Here is a 20,320-nt window from a genome sequence, read left to right on the forward strand (position 1 = left end):
TCACCTGACATTAGAGATCTGGGTTCAAGAGCTGAGGTGGGGCGATAATGGGCCACCCTTCTTCCATTGAATTCAGTTGGTCCGAAGACACGCTGATAATATGCCCGGAATGTACACCCCAACGTTCTGCGGCATAGACCGATACAAACCGTCTCCGCTTGCCTCCGCTGATCTGATATCGAACCTCGGGTGCATTCACTGCGGCAACAATACTTCCTTCTGCCCAGCCATTGGGAGAACCCTGAGCCGCTATTGTGTGCTCCTGATGTGTCTCCATCGGCCAGCCTTGCACATCCCCCGCTGATGTCAGTGCTTCTCCTGCAGGAATGGCGAGCAGGTCCGGTTTGGCAATCTGAACAGGAGATATTCCACGAGGTACAGGGATGTTCAGCTTACGCCGCCGACCGCCGGTTAAAGTATAGACATCCCCTTTGGCATCGGACAGGAACGAGCCTTCCGGGTAGAAGTCATAACTGTGTCTGAACTGTAATACTGGATCTTGGCTTCCCTGCGTTGAGATTCGCTGACGTGGATCCATTGGGTTCGTGTCACCATCGTTCTGTTGAGCGGATGAGGTACCAGAGGTTTGTCGTTTCACCAATTGGGAGGTTTCGGCAACCAGCGCATGGGGATCTCCCCACTTTTGGCCATAAAACTGCTCGTTATCCTTATTCACTACAGCAAAATCTTGCTCACCCAAGGCTTTCATACTGACACTTCCGAAGTGATGGATAAAGGCATCCCCGGCTACCGCTAGCTGGTATCCTGCCAGCTTTACCCGGATGATCCAGTCGTCATCTTCGAAATTGCCCACCGCGTACCCTTCGTCCAGATAACCTACCTGTTCCAGCAGCTCCCGTGAGAACAGCCAGCAGAATCCGACCAGCCGATCGGTTATTCGATGTTTGTCTGCATCCGGACGATTATGTGTGACGGCAAAAGACCACATCTCGTCTACCTCACGATACGGGACCTCAATCTGCTGATCCCCGCCAATATAGTTGGTCACCGGACCGACCACACCAATCTTTGGATCACTGGCAAGACAAGTCATCATGTTATCCAGCCAGCCCGGAGTAACGAGCGTATCGTTGTTCAGCACGATGATATGTCGTCCTCTCGCCATCATCAGCCCATGATTGACACCTCCGGCAAACCCCCGGTTCTGATCCAGGGCAGCCACCCTCACCATACCGCCTTTGCGGAGCATGGCCTCGGCAGTTCCATCCTTGGAGGCATTATCCACGACAATAATTTCGAAGGGGGCTGGGGTATGCTTTTCGATACTCGACACACATTGCAGCACATAGTCCCGCTGATTGTACGTGGGGATAATGATGCTGACTCCTTCAAAAACAAGACCAAACGAGCTCTGTCCCTGGCGGACACCTTCATTGTATCCTCTGTTATACCCCTGTTTGTAGAGCCTGGCGCCTTTGGCTGTGCGCCTGCTTTTGCCTTTACGTCTGGATTTGCGTATTGAGCGACGACCTGCTGCATGCAGGACTGCCATGTCATATCGCAAGACATCGTGCTGTGTGGCACGGCGGGCCGCTTTTTTTTCGCTGCTTATGCTGCCATTCCGGTTATTTTCACTGCGGCTGTTGTCACTGTGAGTGCTGATATTTGGAGTGATGTTGTGATGACTGTGACCCTTTCGACGGACGACGTTTCGAGCCTTAACCTTGTTGCTGCGGCTATGACGTTCTTCCCCGCGCTGTTGATCGGGTGTGCTCATGTTGCTCCCTCCATTTCACTTGTCCGTGAGGCCAACACGCACATAACCAGCCCCCGGACGGTCCACTAGAGTTGAAGCTCTCCTGTTACCAGTTTGTCAGCCAAATGTCCAAAATCCAGAGCGACCTTGCCGAGTTCACCTGCAATTCGCCGACACAGAATGACCGCCGGAATTCCCGCCGCCACCAACGCGATATCAAAAGCATGTTCTGCGGTTTGCTGCATCACCCTCGGAATATCCATAACTCCTGCCACAGAACCAATGATGCCTGTGACATGAATTCCCCGGTTATGCAGCAGTGCCGCAAGCTCAGGTGCCTGGCTGCCTATGAGCAGAACCCGCCGACCTTGCAGCAAGGGCAACACCAGACCGGATTGATGCAGACTGTAATTGATCGTGGAGCTGGTCAACTTCAGCCGGGACCAGTCGATCCCGAAGTGGCGCAATACAGGGAAGAGCAGCCCCTGGAATGTCGGCGCCCGCGAGATCGGGACGCCAACCCAGTCGGCGGACTGTATGGCTTCCGCAAGCATCGCGCGGATGTCTGGCGTTGAGCATGGCACCCCTGCATAGGGCAGAAACGGTGCCAGCTCCTGCACTTCCTGACCTGGCAGCACTGTATCGGCTGCCAGGGTAAGCAGTTCGCCATCTCCGAGGCGAACGACAGACAAGGGGCGCTGCGCATCCAGCGCCGCCACGATGTGTCCAGCCATCTCATGCGGGCTGGACAACCGGGTCAGGCTGGGCGCATATTGGCGGAATCCCGCCGCGATCAGATCTGCCGCCGCCACGGCTGGCAGAATGTGATCCGGCGGGATGTGCTGCGCCACCAGCGCCTCCCCGCCGGCGAATACGCCGTCGCGGTAGCCCTCGGCGTAGCCGCCGGGCACGGCCTGCGGCTGCACTGCATGCTCTGCGAGCTGTGCAGGCGCAGGCAAGCCCTTGGCGCTGCCCGCATGCGCGGCGGCAGCGCCTCCCCGCCCCGCGGGCGCGTGGGCGACCCCCTTCGGGTGTGTCGCCTGGCGCGGGGCGGGGCCAGTACCGCTGGCAGGCATCGCCGGTGGCGAGCTGGCTTGCGGTGCTGGCATGGGCGCACGGCGCATCGCCGTGCGCTGCTTGGCGCGGGCAGCGGCACGCCCGCCCCGCGCTGGTGCCGGCCTGCGCCCAGCAGTGGCCTGGCGCAGGCCGGCTTTGCCTTTGCCGGTGCGGCTGGCTCTTGCCGTTTTGCTCGCGCTCGCACGGCCAGCTTTGCCTGCTCTGCCCACAACACTGCCCGTGTTGCTCGCTTTGCCTGCACGGACCTTATGCGCTGCGCCTGCAGAGGTACCCGCTTTGGTCAGGGTACTACGTTTCCCTGACTTAACACCTCTGACTCCAGCAGACCCTGTACCTGCTGCTGCCGGAGTGCGACTGCCCATAAATACGGCCGGGTGGATGCCCCGGGGCTTACCTGACACAGAGGCCCTAGCGGCCCCGGTGCGTGTCACTACTCTCACGCCATTCCCTCCTTTGGCATGCACGAGGATTGTCGCTGCGCAAAGCGCCGGAGCATCCTTCCAGCTCCGGCGCAGAGTGTTCTGTTCCCATGGGGCACCGCACAGCGGCAGCATCAGTCGCATATATTTTAGGGCAATTGTCCTTTCATGCGGACAGCTGCTTCCTGGAGTGAATCAAACGTACCTGCATCACTCCAGTATTTCTGTAAAATGTCGTATTCCAGTCCGCCAGCAGACGCGTAGTGATTATTCACATCCGTAATTTCAAGTTCTCCACGCGCAGACGGCGCAATATTGCGAATCAGGTTAAATACATGATCGTCATACATGTATATGCCCGTCACACAATAAGAGGTTTTCGGCTGGCTTGGTTTCTCCTCAATGTACGAGATTCGCTCTGGATGCTTTGGATCGAAAACAGGCACCCCGTAACGTCTTGCATCATCCACCTCTTTGAGCAGAACTCGTGCTGTACCAGCAGGCTGCTGCATGTAACGGTCCACATAAGGCTTCAGATCATCGCTGAAGAGATTATCTCCGAGAAGCACAACGAATTTTTCGCCAGGAAGAATAAAGGAAGTTGCCAGATCCAATGCTTCCGCAATCCCGCCTGCCTTTTCCTGAATGCGATAAGTCAACTTGACCCCATGATCCGCTCCGCCACCAAGATACTCTGTATATAACCCGGCGGAATGTTTGTTGATCACAATCAATAGTTCATCAATGCCTGCCTGGCGGAGCCTGTCGATGCCATACATAATCATCGGATGTTTACCGACTGGAAGCAGATGTTTGTTAATGAGCCGGGTCAGCGGATACAGTCTAGTTCCTGTTCCGCCGGCAAGAATTACACCTTTCATTCCACGTTCCCACCTTTATCGGATATGTCCATATATTCAAGCGGATCGACATGCCATTTGTTCATAAAAATCGAACGATTACGCTCAAGCAGCTGTTTCCACGCTACCGGATCTGTCTTCTGGAAGCTGGCACTTCCCTGATGATGCACGAGAACATCTCCACATACCAGCAAACGATATCCCTGCAATCTTGCTCTATAACAATAATCGTCATCCTCATAGTGTCCCGGAGAATATGCCTCGTCAAGCAGTCCAACCGATTCCACTACATCTCGTTTCATCAGCATGCACAGACCAACGATCCGGCGTACTTCCCTCCACCTTGAAGAATTCGTGACATTATTGGAATTGGCCAACTCCTGAAAATGTTCCATGTTCCGAAACGCCAGTTCAATCTGCTGGATGCCGCTTGCATAATTCGTAACAGGCCCCGTGATCCCAATACTTGCGTCACTGTACAGAGCCGTTCGCAGGTTCTCCAGCCAACGGGGCGTGACCGTAACATCATTGTTCAACAGCAATAGCTCATCCCCGCAAGCTGCACGAAGTCCAGCGTTACACGCTGCCGGAAACCCCCGATTGTCCGGGAATCTTACAAATCGAATTCGCTCCAGCGCACAATATTCAGCCGTTCCATCCGTCGAACCGTTATCTACCACGATAATTTCATATGACGCAGGATCGCCCGAGTATTGACGTAAGGCATCGATGCAGGGCCTGATCAGATCCAGACCATTGTAAGTTGGGATAATCACACTCGTCAGTGTCATCTGGCGTTCCTCCTGTAAGCCACTTCTACACGGGAGAGTGTATGTGTCTGGGCTGGATTCCAACCTGTACCCAGCAATGTAGCCAGTGCCTCCAGATGATCTCCGATGATCAATTTGGCGACATCATTCCCACTTCCCGTGTTACCAGGACGCAACCGATTGGAACGAATAACATCCACCTGACTTGGTGCCGAGACGTTCATTCCATGCTGAATAGCCAAACTTTGTGCCTTAGGTGGAACGGCCAGTGATGCTGGTTTCACGGTCTGAATCATACGACGAGACAAGGCATGGGGCACAGCTGTCATGGAATTGGAACCGAGATCTGCCCTGCCTAATGTTCGGTTCAGATATGCTTTGATCCGGCTTACCTCATCCTGCCCTGCAAACGCAGGAAGCAAGGACGTCAGATTATTCAACGCCACATCCTGTCCCCCATCAACCGCGAACAGAAAGGGTGCAAGCTCTTCAGCCGAGACGACCATATCTCCATCCACAAAAAGTACCGACTCCGCATCCGTCATCTTGGCTCCAAGTGCACGCCCGACATCATGTCCTGCCCGATCCGGTTCATAGACTACTGTGAGTCCAGGTTGCTTTAGTACCTGTTTCAAACTATCATCTGTCGTTCCATTCAGTACTACAATGATATCCGTCAGAGGCAGCCGCTTTAGTTGCAATAGCACCTGCCCCAGGGTGTGTTCTTCATTACAGGCACAGACAATGGCAGCAGCCGAATGACGAAGAGGTAGTGGCACGATCTGGAATGAATGTCCCGAGGCATGAGTATAACCCTGCATAAATGCCTTACCTGCCTTCAGAGCTAGCTCGAAGTTACTTAGCTCCGCAACGTTCACCGCGTGTGCATTCCATACGAGACGTGCATGTTCTTCTGATACTGTGTTGTTCGCCTTTGCCTCGCTTCCTGCAACTTGCCCCGCTTTCCACATCAAGTGCAGATCCACTTGGCCAGACGTTGAGCGGCTTTTTCTTTTTTTTTGAAGTTCTACATGCTTCTTGTTCCCATGACGCTTGTTAATTACTGTTCTTCCTGCTGTCGTTCGTCTATTTGTTGTCCGCCTGCGACGGACAGCCCCTGAACGTCCCTTCATTTCCTCACCTCCAGCATGCTGCATCATCAGACGCGACATGCTTACCTTGCAAGTTTGCGAACACGTTTCAGATCGGTATAACCTCCGCGGGGACCGAGCGTATCCGTAATCCACTTGATCGCTGTCATATGATCATTCAGTACCACTTGACTTAGCGGATCAGGTCCGCTTCGCTTCTTGATTCGTACTGCATTCATTCTGCCCACAGGTACGTGATGAACAGCGCGTACCCGAAGTCCGCCGATCACTGCCTTGGCTTGTGCGAGTGGCGGAACTTCCAGTGAGGATATCCCCATGACCTCAAGTCCTTTTCGGCTTATTGCATGTGGAATAGCTGTCATGGATGCCCCCCGGAGATCGGATCTTGCGAGTATGCTGTTCAACATGTGTTTGGCCTCCACTACCGGATGAACGGGATGATGAGTAACCGGCCCGTGGTAGTCGTTAAGCGCCACATCCGTTCCCTTCAGCACAGCCTTCACGTAAGGCGCAAGGTGCTCTGCGGGAATGACGATATCTGCATCAGTAAATAGCAACACCTGACCATAGGCCTCCGCTGCTCCTACTTTTCGTCCTCCATCATGCCCCAGCGCTTCTGCATACGTGAGCACTCGTGCTCCAGCCCGTTTGGCTGCGTTAGCCGTACCGTCTGTTGAACCATTCACAATGACAAGCACTTCAGCATCACGGCATATCCGCCGTGCTTCACGTACAACTGCACCAATCCTTTTCTCCTCATTCATGGCAGGGATAATGACCGAGAGCATCGGTCGCTGAGGAACATCCCTGTGTGAAGGAGCATCACTCATGCCATTTTCCGCTCCATTCTCTACTCCATCCTTAGCCTGTGGCATCAGCTGTTTGGATGAAATAATGAACGTATAGGCCTTTGTACCCTTTTTGTGTCCAGACTTCCATCTTCGTTTCTTCAGCACTGCTTTTCTTCGTGTCACATTGGGTCGAGTTGCATAACGTGCTGTGGTACGGGTTTTGCGCAACAGTTTCACCTCCCGCATTCGATCATCGGCATGCCAAGGGAGTACACGTTATTCTATGTATTCGTGGAGCAGTGGAAACGGCGTTTGTCCTTGCACGAAGCAGGTTCTCCCTGCGAACACAAGGGGACAGGCCTTGCTTTTAGACAAAATACGTCACAATATGCGAAAAACGCTACCTCTCCCCTACTTCAGACACAATTTTAGCAAAAATCTAAATTTGTATCTTTTCCAAAGTTTTACATTGTGGTAATATACGTTCCAAGCCGTTTTATTTACAAAAATAACCTTATGATGAACATAAGTTCCCATTTTTCAATCAATTTATTGACCTTAGGTTGATTAGAGTATGTCCTCATTCACAGAACCTGTTAAGCAGATACATTTTACTCTTGAGAGGAGTGATGCCGTTCAGAACACACTGCCTTTGTCATTTACGCAAACCCGGATTGAACACCCCAGTTTTCCGTGAACGTATCTTCTACCTGCGCAATTGGACAACCCCCGGCGGTCCAGCCCCACGCTCCGCGCTGCCCAAGTTGCAGACGGAATTCCAACCGAGACTGGCATGAACATTTTCCAACCAAAAATAAGTTTAAGAATGGGAGAGTTTACTATGAAATTTGCCAAAGTTATGCCAACAATTCTTGGAGGAGCTCTTTTGCTCGCTTCCGTATCCTCTGCTACTGCAGCTCCAGTGTCTGATCAATCCATTCCACTTCAGGCCCCTTATGCCTCTGAGGAGGGTATTCCATTGAACAGTGGAACAGATGACACCATCTTTAATTACCTTGGACAGCAGGAACAATTCCTGAATTCCGATGTGAAATCACAGCTCAAAATTGTCAAAAGAAACACAGATACATCTGGCGTAAGACACTTCCGCCTGAAACAATATATTAAAGGTATCCCGGTTTATGGTGCAGAACAGACGGTGCACCTGGACAAAACCGGAGCCGTGAGCTCCGCACTTGGCGATCTTCCACCGATTGAAGAGCAGGCCATCCCGAATGATGGTGTAGCCGAGATCAGCGGAGAAGACGCGATCCGGATTGCAAGCGAAGAAGCAACCTCCCGGATTGGAGAGCTTGGTGCCGCGGAAATCACACCTCAAGCTGAATTGAACATCTATCACCATGAAGAAGATGGTCAGACGTATCTGGTTTACATTACGGAAGTAAACGTACTGGAACCTGCCCCCCTGCGAACCAAGTATTTCGTGAACGCAGTGGATGGCAGTATCGTATCCCAGTTTGACCTCATTAACTTCGCCACCGGAACAGGTACAGGTGTGCTTGGTGATACCAAAACCCTGACAACCACCCAATCCGGCAGCACCTTCCAACTGAAAGATACCACTCGCGGCAATGGCATCCAAACGTACACAGCCAACAATCGCTCCACACTGCCAGGTACCCTGCTCACAGATTCGGATAATGTATGGACCGACCGTGCAGGTGTAGATGCTCACGCTCATGCGGCTGCTACGTATGATTTCTACAAAAACAAATTCAACCGTAACGGTATTAATGGTAACGGATTGTTGATCAGATCAACCGTGCACTACGGCTCCAATTACAATAATGCCTTCTGGAACGGGGCACAGATTGTCTTTGGTGACGGAGATGGAACGACATTCCGATCCTTGTCTGGTGATTTGGATGTTGTGGGCCATGAATTGACGCATGGTGTTATTGAATATACAGCCAATCTGGAATATCGAAATGAACCAGGTGCACTCAACGAGGCCTTTGCCGATATTTTCGGTAATACGATCCAAAGCAAAAACTGGCTGCTCGGTGATGATATCTACACACCTAACATTCCAGGAGATGCGCTGCGCTCCCTCTCCAACCCTACATTGTATGGTCAACCTGACAAATACAGCGATCGCTACACAGGCACACAGGACAACGGCGGTGTCCATATCAACAGTGGTATCATCAATAAAGCCTATTTCCTTGCTGCTCAAGGCGGAACACATAATGGTGTGACTGTTACCGGAATCGGTCGGGATAAAGCGATCCAGATTTTCTACAGCACACTGGTGAACTATCTCACACCAACGTCCAAATTTGCCGCTGCCAAAACAGCTACCATTCAAGCAGCCAAAGATCTGTACGGAGCAACTTCCGCTGAAGCTACTGCTATTACCAAAGCATATCAAGCTGTAGGCCTGTAAAATCTTATTCTAATGTGGTTGAACTTATAATGTACTCATCCTAATGGTAAGAAAACGTTCAGACACCCCTCACCGTCCGAACGGATTAAGCTTAGATTAATCAAAAGCGGTGTCCCGGACAACTCTGGACACCGCTTTTGTCATTTGTTTATTACTGATACGATCCTGCACTATCCTTGCGAAGGTCCCGCAGCAATCCATGACAACAACCCGTACGTATGCTTGCAATCAGCCGTACGTGACACTTCAAGTACCGCTTCATCCTCACTCTGCGAGAGCAGGGAAATCTGGAATCCCCGGTCATTGCTCATGCCCACAATCACATAATGTTCTGAAGCAAATGATTCTTCAAAAACAACCGTTACCTCTGTGCATACTTCACTCTCTGGCAGTACAAAAGCTTCCATCCCGAATTGTTGTACAACCGCTTGTTTGCTTACGCTGCGAACGGGCTGGAAGGCCAGATGATTGGCCTGAACTGCACCCGATTGCAACTGGCTGCTGCCCACGGCATCATTACACAGATGCTCCTGTGTAATCGATTGTTCACTTAACTTAAACTCCGTATTTCCGCCGACCTCCTGTGACCGTTCAAGATGTGGTTGCTGAGCCTGATCTGCCTGATCTGCCTGATCCGTCGTGAACAAAGCTGCCGATAGTTCGCCAAGCTGATCTGTTTGGGTTATCAACTCTTGTTGTTGCCCCAGCGATTCTCCACTGAATTGACGAATCGCATTCCATATCTCTTCGCTCAAATGCGCTGGACCTACAATCCCTGCATTCAAGTGATTGGAAGTAATACACTGATCACTCAGTTTGCTGCCGTTCACGCTGCCATCGGCTAATTTGGCACTGGTCACGGACCCATTTTGCAGATGAACCCCGCTTACTGCTTCCTCTTCCAGATGGGTTGTGCGAATACTGCGTTCTTGAATATGATCAGCAAGAATGGTTCCGTCCTGAATATGACGAGATTGCACACTTTTATCTGCGATGTGGCTAGCCGATACCGCACCTTCAAGCAATTTATTACCGTTTACACTGCCGTCAGCCATTTTGGCACTTGTTATGGAACCATTGTGCAGGTGAATCGCACTTACCGATTCTGCTTTGAGGTGGGAGATTCCAATGCTTCGCTCCTGAATATGGTCAGCATGTATGGCTCTCTCTTGGATATGACGGGATTGCACACTTCCATTGGCAATATGGACATCCGACACCGCATCTTCAAGCAGTTTGCTACTGCTCACACTGCCATCCGCCAGTTTGGCACTCGTTACGGACCCATTTTGCAGATGAACCGCACTTATTGCTTCCTCCTCCAGATGGGACGTACCAATGATCTGCTCCTGAATATGATCAGCAAGAATTGCTCCTGCCTGAATATGGCGAGTTTGCACACTTTCCGATGCGATATGGCTCCCCAATACAGTATCTTCAAGCAATTTGCTGCCGCTAATGCTACCGTCAGCCAATTTGGCACTTGTTACGGACCCATTTTGCAGATGAATCGCACTTACTGCTTCCTCTTCCAGATGGGTTGTGCCTATGCTTCGCTCCTGAATATGATCAGCTTGAATGGCTCCTGCCTGAATATGCTCGGATTGCACACTTTCCGATGCAATATGAATCCCCGATACCGTACCTTCAAGTAACTTGCTGCCCGTTATACTGTTATCCGCCAGTTTGGCACTCGTTACCGATCCATTTTGCAAATGAATAGCACTTACCGACTCCTCTTCCAAATGTGCTGTGCCAATGCTCCGCTCATGAATATGATTAGCAAGGATTGTTCCCTCTTGAATATGACGGGATTGCACACTATCGTCTGCAATGTGGATATCCGATACTGCTCCTTCAAGCAACTTGCTGCCAGTTACACTGCCGTCGGCCAACTTGGTACTTGTTACAGATCCATTTTGCAGATGAATCGCATTTACCGCCTCCTCTTCCAAGTGCAACATGCCGATGCTGTGCTCCTGAATGTGGTCAGCAAGGATCGCTCCTTCCTGGATATGGCGGGATTGCACACTTTCGGATGCGATATGGATTCCCGACACCGCATCTTCGAGCAACTTGCTGCCGGTTACACTGCTGTCGGCCAATTTGGCACTGATGACGGACCCATTTTGCAGATGAATGGCACTTACTGCTTCCTCGTCCAGATGGATTGTGCCGATGCTGCGCTCCTGAATATGTCCAGCATGAATGGCGTCTGCCTGAATATGCTCGGATTGCACGCTTTCGGATGCAATATGCATCCCCGATACCGTACCTTCGAGTAACTTGCTGCCGTTTATACTGCCGTCCGCCAGTTTGGCACTCGTTACAGATCCATTTTGCAAATGAACCGCACTCACGGACTCCTCATCCAGATGAATTGAGCCAATACTGCACTCTTGAATATGATCAGCAAGGATTGCTCCTTCTTGGATATGACGGGTTTGCACACTTTCGTTGGCAATGTGAGTAGACGATACGCTTCCTGCGGCTAATCTGCTGCCATCCACACTACCCGTTGCTAGTTTGGAGCGTGTTACAGATTCATCCTGCAAAATAATCGTACTTACCGCTTCTTCTTCCAGATGAGATGTTCCGATACTGCGTTCATGGATATGATGAGGAAGAATCTCACCATCTTGAATATGACGGGAATGCACCGCTCCTTGCTGCAGGTGAACAGCACTTGTCGACTCTGCCTGAAGATGCAAACCACTGATCAAACCTGGCTGAAGATGTGCCGCTGTAATGGATAAAGGCGCCAGATGGTCTGTTTCGACAGATCCAGGTGCCAAGTGATGAGATGTGACCACCTGTTCAGCAATATGCTCCTCATGAATGGTGTCTGCCTTTAGATGCTGTGAACCTACTACTTGAGTTCCCAAATGTTCAGATTTCACGCTGCCTTCAGCCAGATGGACGGATTGTATAACGGATGGCTGCAAGTGCTCGCTACCTACAGCAGCCTGTTGCAGTTCTGTCCCGGAAACCGAGTCTGCTGTCAAATGGTCCGCACTTACGGACCCGTGCCGAAGTTTGTTGCCCGTAATACTGCCATCAGCAAATAATTCCGGTGAGCGTATTTCTTCCGACAAATGTTCCAGGGAAACGGCGTGCTGCTTCAAGTGATACCCGCGAATCGTTCCTGCTGGAATATGTTTGGCGTTAATACTTTCTGCCATAATTTTGGACGAAGTCACGCTGCCGTCTGCCAGTTTAGCTGAAGTGACAGCAAAATCCGCCAGTTTATCTGTGGCAACACTCTCTGGTGAGAGCTTGGGGGAGGTAACCGCATGATCTGTTAGATGAGGCGGGAAAATGGAACCGCCAGCCAGCTGGGCTGAAGTTATACTACCAGGAGCCAATTTGTCTGTGGTGACTGCCGCCCGTGCAATCGCATCCGTTTCAACACTGCCTGGTTGAAGATGAGGTACCCCTACAGCATGTTCTGTCAGGTGATCTGATTTCACTGCATAAGGTCTCAGGGCCTCGGAACCCACGCTGCCTGGAGCCAGATGTGTACCTGTGACTCCACCACTTGCAAGATGTGAGGATATGACACTTCCCGGGGCAAGCGCCCTGCTACTAACCGATGCCGTTCCAAGCTTTTCCGTTGTCACACTTCCATCCGCGAGCTTAACATCTGTAACGGCACCATCCTGCAATTCATACGTACCTACGGCCGACTCTGCAAGATGCCGCTCACTCACCACGTCGTCTGCAAGAGCATCTTCGGACACACTGCCGGCAGATAGATGAGTTGCCTCGATGCTTCCACTTGCAATATGAATGGAGTGAATTGCGGAATTGTCCACATGTACCGGCGTGATTCCCCGATTCGCAATGTGTTCTGCTCGAATGGACCCTTTGGCAAGATGTTTACCCTGTACGGCTTCATCCGCAATTTTGGAAGAAATAATGCTCTGATCAGCAATCTTGGAGGCCGTAATGGACTGCTCCAGCAACTTTGCTGTTCCAACAGACTGGTCTGCCAGTTTGCTGCTCGTTACTGCACCTTCCGTCAAATGCTCACTGCCCACTTCCCCATTGCCAATCTGCTCCTTGCCAACTGCATGAGGCCGAATCTGGCTTGAACCGATTGAACCGTCCAGCAGATGTCTTCCACTTAGTGAACCCTCAGCTAAATGTCTTGTTTGTATGGACCCATCCTCAATCTGGTCACTTCCAATACTGCCATTGGATAGTTGTGAACGGCCAACAGCCCCTTCTGCCAGATGTATCTGTTTAACAGCACCTGCCTGAATATGGTGAGAGTCGATGGATAGTTCTTCGATTTTGCTGCCTGTGACAGCAGCTTCACGAATTTTGGATGTAGTCACTGCATCGTCAGCCAGTTTGGAGGTATTCACAGCTCCCCCAGAGAGATGTCTTGTATCCACCCCGCTAATTGCGATCTTGTCTCCAGTTACGGCATGATTCTTGATTAATTCTTCCGTTATCAGCATGCGGCTGAGATGTCTTGTGCCGATGGAACCGTCGGCAATTTTGGCTGAATCGATGACCTGGTTGCCAAGCTTCTGAGAAGTAATACTGCCATCTCTGATTTTCTCACCGGCAATAGAAGCATTTCGTATTTTATGACCAGACACAGCGCCGTCAATCAGGTGCTCCTCAGATACAGACGCTTCCGCAAGTTTCGCCGAAACAATGGCCCCGTCTGCAATGTGAATGCTGGTCACCGCATAATCCTGCAATGCTTCACTGCCGACCGCATCCGGTTTCAGCTTGGAGGCATCCACAGAGAAAGGAGCCAACTTGCTCTCCGTAACAGCAAATTCACTTAAGTCATCCGTGTAGATGTAGTGTCCGGTATGACCCGGCATCTGGTTTTGGTTGAGGATCTGCAGCCGGTCCTTGCTTGTTATCTCCTGCTTGTTGATGTCCTCCTCTTCTTCCAGAGCAAGCGGAGCCACGCTGCTAACCTGAATCTGCTTTTCCACGCTATCTTGTGTCTCGACTTCCTTGCTATCAGACACTACGTGGTCCGTCTTGATTTGGGCTTCGATCTCTAGCTCTTCCAGCTCGTTCGTTGTAGCAGGTAGTTCCGTTGATTCTAGTAGAAATTCTTCCGACTCCTGAACAGCTCTCAAATCCCTTTTATTCGTATTCAAGCGTTCTTCCCTATTCACAGTGAAACCTGAGTTCATCTTGTCTGCCCGGCGATCAGTCAGTTCCAATTCCTTGAATTTCGGGCTCACATGCCGCAGTTTCGGCGTCGGAACCTTCTTTTTGCCATTTTTACTCATGCAGCTTGCTCCTTCCTCTAACGTTCGTCTCCGGCATCATATGCTTCCATATGGGCATCTGCCACTTCATTTATGACTTTTGCGGATTCCAGAGCACGAATGTACAGGCGTCAAGACAGGAAGGTTCGATGATCTGCGTGGAAATAGGCGTGTCAGGGCAGCAGAGGAAAGGCGGCTGTCCACGCCCCCGTCCCAATCATGTCATAGGATATTATGTCTAGGTCGTGTCTGAAAACTCGCTGAAGTGCATCTTTCACACCGGTCTGCGTTATCGCGATGTCTGAGCCATGCGGTGACGGGCCGGCATTCCATGAATGGACGATCCATGGTCGCGATAACATCGAAGGAGGAACGGTCATGCTCCAAGAAACGATCGGCATTATGTTCGATTCACGCATGTACCGGGGGATACCGGCCGGAAGGACCGGTCAGGAATCACTCGCGAATTATGAACAGGCAGCGGCCAGTTATGGATTAACCCCCTGCTTTTTGAGGCTGGAAGATATTAATTCGGATCAAAAAACATGTCTTGCCTATGTAAAAAAAGAAGGCCGATATGTTCGTGAGCGCATGCCACTGCCCTCCGTCATTCATAACCGATCACTCCAGCTTCGCCGGACCGAACAGCATCAGATCACCAAGCTGATGTTACAGGGTATCCAGATATTCAACGTTCGCAACCGGTACCGTAAAGATCACATTCATGACATGCTTCATCAGGACCTCGCCTTGCGAGAACACCTGCCCCATGCCGTTAAAGCTACGCCAGAGTCTCTGGCCTATATGATGGAACAATATGATGACCTCGTCATCAAACCATGCAGCGGTAGCATCGGTCATGGTATTATGCGAGTCTTTGAGCGAGATGGACAGTGGAAACTAACCTGTGAGACGAAGGCTGCACGCAAAGGGTGGGCTACCTTCAGATTGAGCAAAGGACAGCTTCCTTCCGCCACCCTAAGAAGGATCTTTCGCCATGCCTACCTCATTGAAGAGCGTATCCCACTGGTCCGTTATGAGGGCAGGCCGGTAGATTTGCGGGTATCTGTACAACGTGGCAGCGATGGTCTTTGGGGAATAACAGGCATGTTTGCCAAAGCGGCTCCTGCCCATACGTTTGTCACCAATATCGCCCAGGGCGGTAAAGTCATGAAGCTCGCGGAGGCCCTTGGATTAGGAGAATCTGGCTTCGACCTGGCTCGATTGGAATACAGAATCGGACTCGTTGCACTTCGAATTGCCCAGACCCTGGCAGCCAGTCTGCCACATCTGGCTGATCTGGGCCTTGATCTCGGGATAACACGCAGCGGCCAGATCTATTTTATTGAATGCAATGGACGAGATCAGCGTTACGGTTTTCGCAAGGCGGGAATGTCGGAACACTGGAGGGCAACGTACAGCAAACCGATGGCCTATGGCCGCCTTCTATTGGAACAGAATTCGAGGATTCCGAGACAACCGCAGACATACGATAGGAGACTATATTGATTTCGTGTGCATTCTGTGTCAATATTATGCAGAACGGCCGGTCTTGCCGGCCTTGAAGTTCGCATTAACCCTAAGGGGGATATTCATGGCAAAAACGCTGTTGCGATTAATGACTGAGCTTTCTTCGCGCAAATGGATCTCGCGGACCGTGGGAGCCTTCTCCAAAAGCCGGGGAAGTAAGGCATTTATCCCTTATTTTGTCCGGACCTACGACATCCCTGTTCAGGAGGCCGAGAAAGACTGGAAGGAATACCGTTCACTGAACGATTTCTTTACCCGCAAATTAAAGCCGGGCATGCGCCCGTTGGAACTTTCAGAGCATGCACTGATCAGCCCGGTAGATGCCAAGATTACGGCAGCCGGTCCAATATCTGCAGGGACACTCCTGAATGTTAAGGGACAAAATTATACACTTGCTGAACTATTAAACCATTCTCCCCATCTGGAGAAGTACAAGCACGGGTACGGGTTCGTCCTCTATCTCAGCCCTCGCGACTATCACCGCATTCATGCACCTGTCAGCGGCCGCAAAATAGAGAGCGAACACATCAAGGGCAAAGTTTATCCCGTGAATGATTTTGGCCTGACCCATATGAGATCCGTGCTTAGTCGAAACGAACGGCTCATTACGTATATCGCACACGATTACGGTGAAGTGGCGGTTGTCAAAGTAGGTGCGATGAACGTGAGTAGCATACAATATGCTGATACGGACACAAGTACCTGGGCACAGGGCGATGATCTGGCCTATTTTGAATTCGGTTCCACCGTTGTTCTGCTGACGCAGAGTGGCACATTCGAACCAAACCCGGGCTTACAGCCAGGCGATTCGGTCAAAATGGGCGCATTGCTTGGTCGTTTGAAACCGAAGAACTAAAGAGTCCCTACGCAAATAAAGAGGATGGCGCAGCACCTGTAACCAGGTATTGCGCCATCCTCTTTATGCATTCATATTCATCCATGTATACATGCAATACGAAGCTTCGCTCCGTCGTTATTGGTCTGCTGAGTTCTCCTCAAAACCACACATCTTGCAAGTCCTCTGCCGGTTTGAAGCGACGCAGACGGTTCCGGAAAATATTGCATCCCTTCGTAGAGCATCCCCGGTTGCGGACCCGACGTTTTCCGTTCATCACAAGTTCCCCCTTTTGGTCATCTGGAATGCTAGATCATTACCCTTGCGTTCCAGACTTGAAACGGTTTCCTGTTTTTCTCATCCGAATTTTAACGAATCTCGGACGGGCTTTTGCCGGTATATTGCTTGAACTGACGACTGAAGAAGAAAATATCCCGGTACCCCAGAGCATCCGCCACTTCGGTCACATTCATGCCGGTATGCACCAGCAGATGTTCAGCCCGTTCAATACGCATGCGGATAATATAAGATTGCACTGAAGATCCCACCAGTTCCTTGAACTTGATGGAGAAATATCGGGGCGACAAGCCAGCCCGGGCAGCCAGATCTTCCACCCGATGTGTAATCCCCGGATGCTGACGCACATAATTGGCGACCTCCTGGATCACATCGGACAACTGGTTGCTTACCTTTTTCTCCACAGGTTCTTCCGTATCAGCGCGCAGCAAATGAATCATCAACTGCTTCAGAATCAATCGACTCTCTTCATCACGTCCGTACACATCCGATAAGAACAGTCTTACATAACGTGCCAGCAGATGCTCAAACTCCACCGTTTCCTGTACCTCGCGATAGGACTGGGGAACATCAGCAACAGGCACGTCCACATCAAAATGAATATACGTAAGAACCAACGGTTTTTGCTTATTATGTGTTGCAGTAGGATGATCGCCTGGCCTGAACAAAAAACAACTGCCCTTGCCAACTTCATACGACTGGTCATTCAGTACAAGCGTTCCTTCACCACTCCATACATAAAATAAATCATAGTTTTGCATCGGTTTTTCCCGTTTCTGCCACTTCCAGCCCGGTTCACAGACAATTTTGGCGACAGCGGGCAAAATAACAAATGATGACGGCGATGCCTGCAGCATGTCGCCACTCCCCCTTGATAGTTAATCTCTCTGCATATGGCATCATTCTGATCTGAATCTCACATCTTCAATCAAGGCCATATGTATTTCAGCATCTAGCATCATTCAATCCAACTTGCTATATATGATCTCTACTCATACAGGAGCGAAATGTCTTATCCCATTATACAGCGGAATTCACCGAAACGAAAATGTGCACTTCTCCCAGGCTAGCCGCATTCGCCGGATTCCCTCTGTCATCTCTTTTTTCTCCAGATGTGCAAAAGCAAAACAGGCCGCCGGATGAGCTGAAGTCAGCCAATATCGCTCTGCATCACGAAACAGTATGCCATCCTCCTGAGCGAGCTTTTTAAACCGCTGATAACTGCCCACATCGCCATTCCAGGTAGCATAGATATGCAGTCCTGCATCACCAAGCTGCATCTCGAATGCTTCCGGCAACTGTAGTTCCATCTCTCGGACAAAAAAATCATGCCGTTCCCCGTATAACCGGGTTAACCGCCGTAAGTGCCTCAGGTAACCTCCTCTGGTCATAAATTTCGCCAGTGCACGCTGCTCTAACAGCGCAGGAGGTACCGGTTCATAAAGCGCCTTGGCAGCAAGGAGAGGTTCTACCAGGCCAGGCGGCAGCACGGCATAGCCGAGTCGGAACGAAGCAACCATCGTTTGTGAGAATGAACCGATATAGATGACGCGCTGTTCACGATCAAGCACTTTGAGGGGTTCAATTGGTCTTCCACCCCATCGGAATTCACTGTCATAATCATCTTCAATGATGACCGCATTCCGCTTTGAGGCCCACGCAAGCAAGGCACGTCTTCTGTCCAATCCCAGCACGGCCCCTGTTGGAAACTGCCGGGTAGGGGTGACAAATAACGTCTGTGCCTCCCAAGACTGAGGAATAATGCCTGCGGCATCCACCTCTGCCGGGATGATATGCCCACCACAGGACTTGACGGCATGGGCAATGCCCGGATACCCGGGATTCTCCAACACCACTGATGTATTCTCCGTAATCAGCAGTTGAGATAACAAGGTGATGCCTTGCATTGAACCACTGAACAATACAATCTGAGAGGGTTCAGCCTGGATACCACGTGTCCATCTGAGATGGGAGGCGATGGCCTCACGCAACTCCGGATCACCGGCTGCACCGCTTGATTCTCGCCAACCACTGCGATGGACCGCAGCGAGTGCACTCTTCCACTCCCCTAACGGGAAATGTTCAGCAGGCATGCGCTGCATTTGGAAATTAATAATGGACGGGTTCGGTGAGGACATCTGAGTCCGCAGAACTTCATGTTGCGTATTCAACCTCTGCACTCGTTCGCCCCAGGCAGACAGCCTGAGAACGGCTTCCTGTTTTTCATTTTCCTGAGTGGATAATGTTTCGGTCACAAAGGTACCTCTTCCCCGATGTGCATGGACATAACCATCCGCAAGCAGCATGTCGTATACCTGAGCTACCGAACCACGTGACATCTCATATTGCCTAGCCAACTCACGGGTGGAAGGAAGTCTCGTGCCTCCCACCAATGTGCCTGCATGAATGGCATCACGTAACGCATGGTACAATGCCTCATACTTGTATCGATGCTGAAGTTCATAGGTATCCATCGGCAGCCACAATTCCATCGTACACCTCTCTTCATTCGTCTTCATTATGTGATCCTGACCAATTGGCCTACTAAAGTGAATCTAAATTGGATCTATTTCATTGTCAATGTATGAACTATTGTTATGCATAAGATATGGCGTTCTATTATACATTCAATGATGGGGGAATACACATGAGACGGAAAGAATTCACAGTAGATGAAGAACAAGAGATTACGGCATTTCTGGATCAGTGCTCCTTCGGGTTTCTGGGAACGGTCAGTCCGGACGGACAACCACGGGTTACACCGCTGAATTTCGTATATATGGACGGTTGCTTTTACTTCCACGGCAGTCTGGCTGGAGAGAAGATGAAACAGATCAAACAGGATTCCTCGGTCAGTTTCACGGTAGCTGAAGAGTTCTCCCTGATTCCCTCCTATTTCAGTGATCCCGAGCTGGCTTGTCCGGCGACTTCATTCTTCAAGAGTGTTATGGCCTTTGGTCAGGCTGAACCGATCAAAGATCTCGGCATTAAAGGCAAGGTACTGCAACGATTCATGGAAAAACTCCAGCCGCAAGGGGGATATGTCCCCATTGATGCTACTGACTCGCGTTACACAGGCAACCTCAAAGCTGTAGCCGTAGTCCGAATTATTCCAGAACGGATCAGCGCCAAGTTTAAATTTGGACAAAACCTCTCCAGTGAACGATTCGATCATCTCAGTGGTCAGTTGGAACAGCGCAATGAAGGAAGAGATGCTGAAACGGCTGAAATGATGCGGAAATACTGTCCATTTCATTAG

At 50.8% G+C, this 20,320-nt stretch carries 13 protein-coding genes; 4 read left to right on the forward strand and 9 right to left on the reverse strand.

What is annotated here, in order from left to right; translation table 11 throughout:
- Positions 1–10: 10 nt before the first annotated feature.
- From ABTV53_RS22765 to ABTV53_RS22790, 6 genes are all read right to left on the reverse strand, one after another.
- Positions 11–1,738, reverse strand: coding sequence for a glycosyltransferase family 2 protein (locus ABTV53_RS22765; RefSeq protein WP_433746807.1), 1,728 nt, complete (start codon positions 1,736–1,738; stop codon positions 11–13).
- A gap of 65 nt (positions 1,739–1,803) precedes the next feature.
- Positions 1,804–2,469: a GT-D fold domain-containing glycosyltransferase gene (locus ABTV53_RS22770; protein WP_433746810.1), complete on the reverse strand. Its 666-nt coding sequence runs from the start codon at positions 2,467–2,469 to the stop codon at positions 1,804–1,806.
- A gap of 893 nt (positions 2,470–3,362) precedes the next feature.
- Positions 3,363–4,094 (reverse strand): sugar phosphate nucleotidyltransferase, encoded by a 732-nt coding sequence (locus ABTV53_RS22775; protein WP_133387054.1) that lies wholly within the window; start codon positions 4,092–4,094, stop codon positions 3,363–3,365.
- Complete coding sequence (locus tag ABTV53_RS22780; protein ID WP_433746814.1) at positions 4,091–4,864, reverse strand: glycosyltransferase family 2 protein; 774 nt, start codon at positions 4,862–4,864, stop codon at positions 4,091–4,093. The genes ABTV53_RS22775 and ABTV53_RS22780 overlap by 4 nt, the downstream gene beginning before the upstream one ends.
- On the reverse strand, positions 4,861–5,976 hold the full coding sequence (locus ABTV53_RS22785; protein WP_433746817.1) for a glycosyltransferase family 2 protein: 1,116 nt from the start codon (positions 5,974–5,976) through the stop codon (positions 4,861–4,863). The genes ABTV53_RS22780 and ABTV53_RS22785 overlap by 4 nt, the downstream gene beginning before the upstream one ends.
- Positions 5,977–6,017: 41 nt before the next feature.
- Positions 6,018–6,974 (reverse strand): glycosyltransferase family 2 protein, encoded by a 957-nt coding sequence (locus ABTV53_RS22790; RefSeq protein ID WP_433746819.1) that lies wholly within the window; start codon positions 6,972–6,974, stop codon positions 6,018–6,020.
- 613 nt (positions 6,975–7,587) lie between these two features.
- On the opposite strand from ABTV53_RS22790, the gene ABTV53_RS22795 reads away from it, so the two are divergent.
- Entirely contained in the window at positions 7,588–9,153 is a 1,566-nt protein-coding gene (locus ABTV53_RS22795; RefSeq protein WP_433746822.1) for a M4 family metallopeptidase, read from the forward strand.
- A gap of 170 nt (positions 9,154–9,323) precedes the next feature.
- Here ABTV53_RS22795 and ABTV53_RS22800 read toward each other — a convergent pair whose 3' ends face one another.
- Positions 9,324–14,420, reverse strand: a complete 5,097-nt coding sequence (locus ABTV53_RS22800) for a WIAG-tail domain (protein WP_433746824.1) — start codon at positions 14,418–14,420, stop codon at positions 9,324–9,326.
- A gap of 357 nt (positions 14,421–14,777) precedes the next feature.
- Here ABTV53_RS22800 and ABTV53_RS22805 point away from each other — a divergent pair, with 357 nt between their 5' ends.
- Together ABTV53_RS22805 and asd are read left to right on the forward strand one after the other, a co-directional pair.
- A complete protein-coding gene (locus ABTV53_RS22805; RefSeq protein WP_433746827.1) occupies positions 14,778–15,908 on the forward strand; it encodes a YheC/YheD family protein in 1,131 nt (376 codons plus the stop codon).
- 85 nt (positions 15,909–15,993) lie between these two features.
- On the forward strand, positions 15,994–16,785 hold the full coding sequence (gene asd / locus ABTV53_RS22810) for an archaetidylserine decarboxylase (RefSeq protein WP_047841263.1): 792 nt from the start codon (positions 15,994–15,996) through the stop codon (positions 16,783–16,785).
- Between the two features lie 347 nt (positions 16,786–17,132).
- Here the strand turns inward: asd and ABTV53_RS22815 are convergent, their stop codons facing one another.
- Positions 17,133–17,918: an AraC family transcriptional regulator gene (locus ABTV53_RS22815; RefSeq protein WP_036605807.1), complete on the reverse strand. Its 786-nt coding sequence runs from the start codon at positions 17,916–17,918 to the stop codon at positions 17,133–17,135.
- A 177-nt stretch (positions 17,919–18,095) separates the two neighbouring features.
- Positions 18,096–19,553 carry a PLP-dependent aminotransferase family protein gene (locus ABTV53_RS22820; RefSeq protein ID WP_433746832.1) on the reverse strand — a complete coding sequence of 486 codons (1,458 nt, stop codon included), beginning with the start codon at positions 19,551–19,553 and terminating at the stop codon, positions 18,096–18,098.
- 155 nt (positions 19,554–19,708) lie between these two features.
- On the opposite strand from ABTV53_RS22820, the gene ABTV53_RS22825 reads away from it, so the two are divergent.
- On the forward strand, positions 19,709–20,320 hold the full coding sequence (locus tag ABTV53_RS22825) for a pyridoxamine 5'-phosphate oxidase family protein (protein WP_433746835.1): 612 nt from the start codon (positions 19,709–19,711) through the stop codon (positions 20,318–20,320).

The organism is Paenibacillus amylolyticus, from assembly GCF_050990605.1.
In the GTDB taxonomy this organism is placed as follows: domain Bacteria; phylum Bacillota; class Bacilli; order Paenibacillales; family Paenibacillaceae; genus Paenibacillus; species Paenibacillus amylolyticus_H.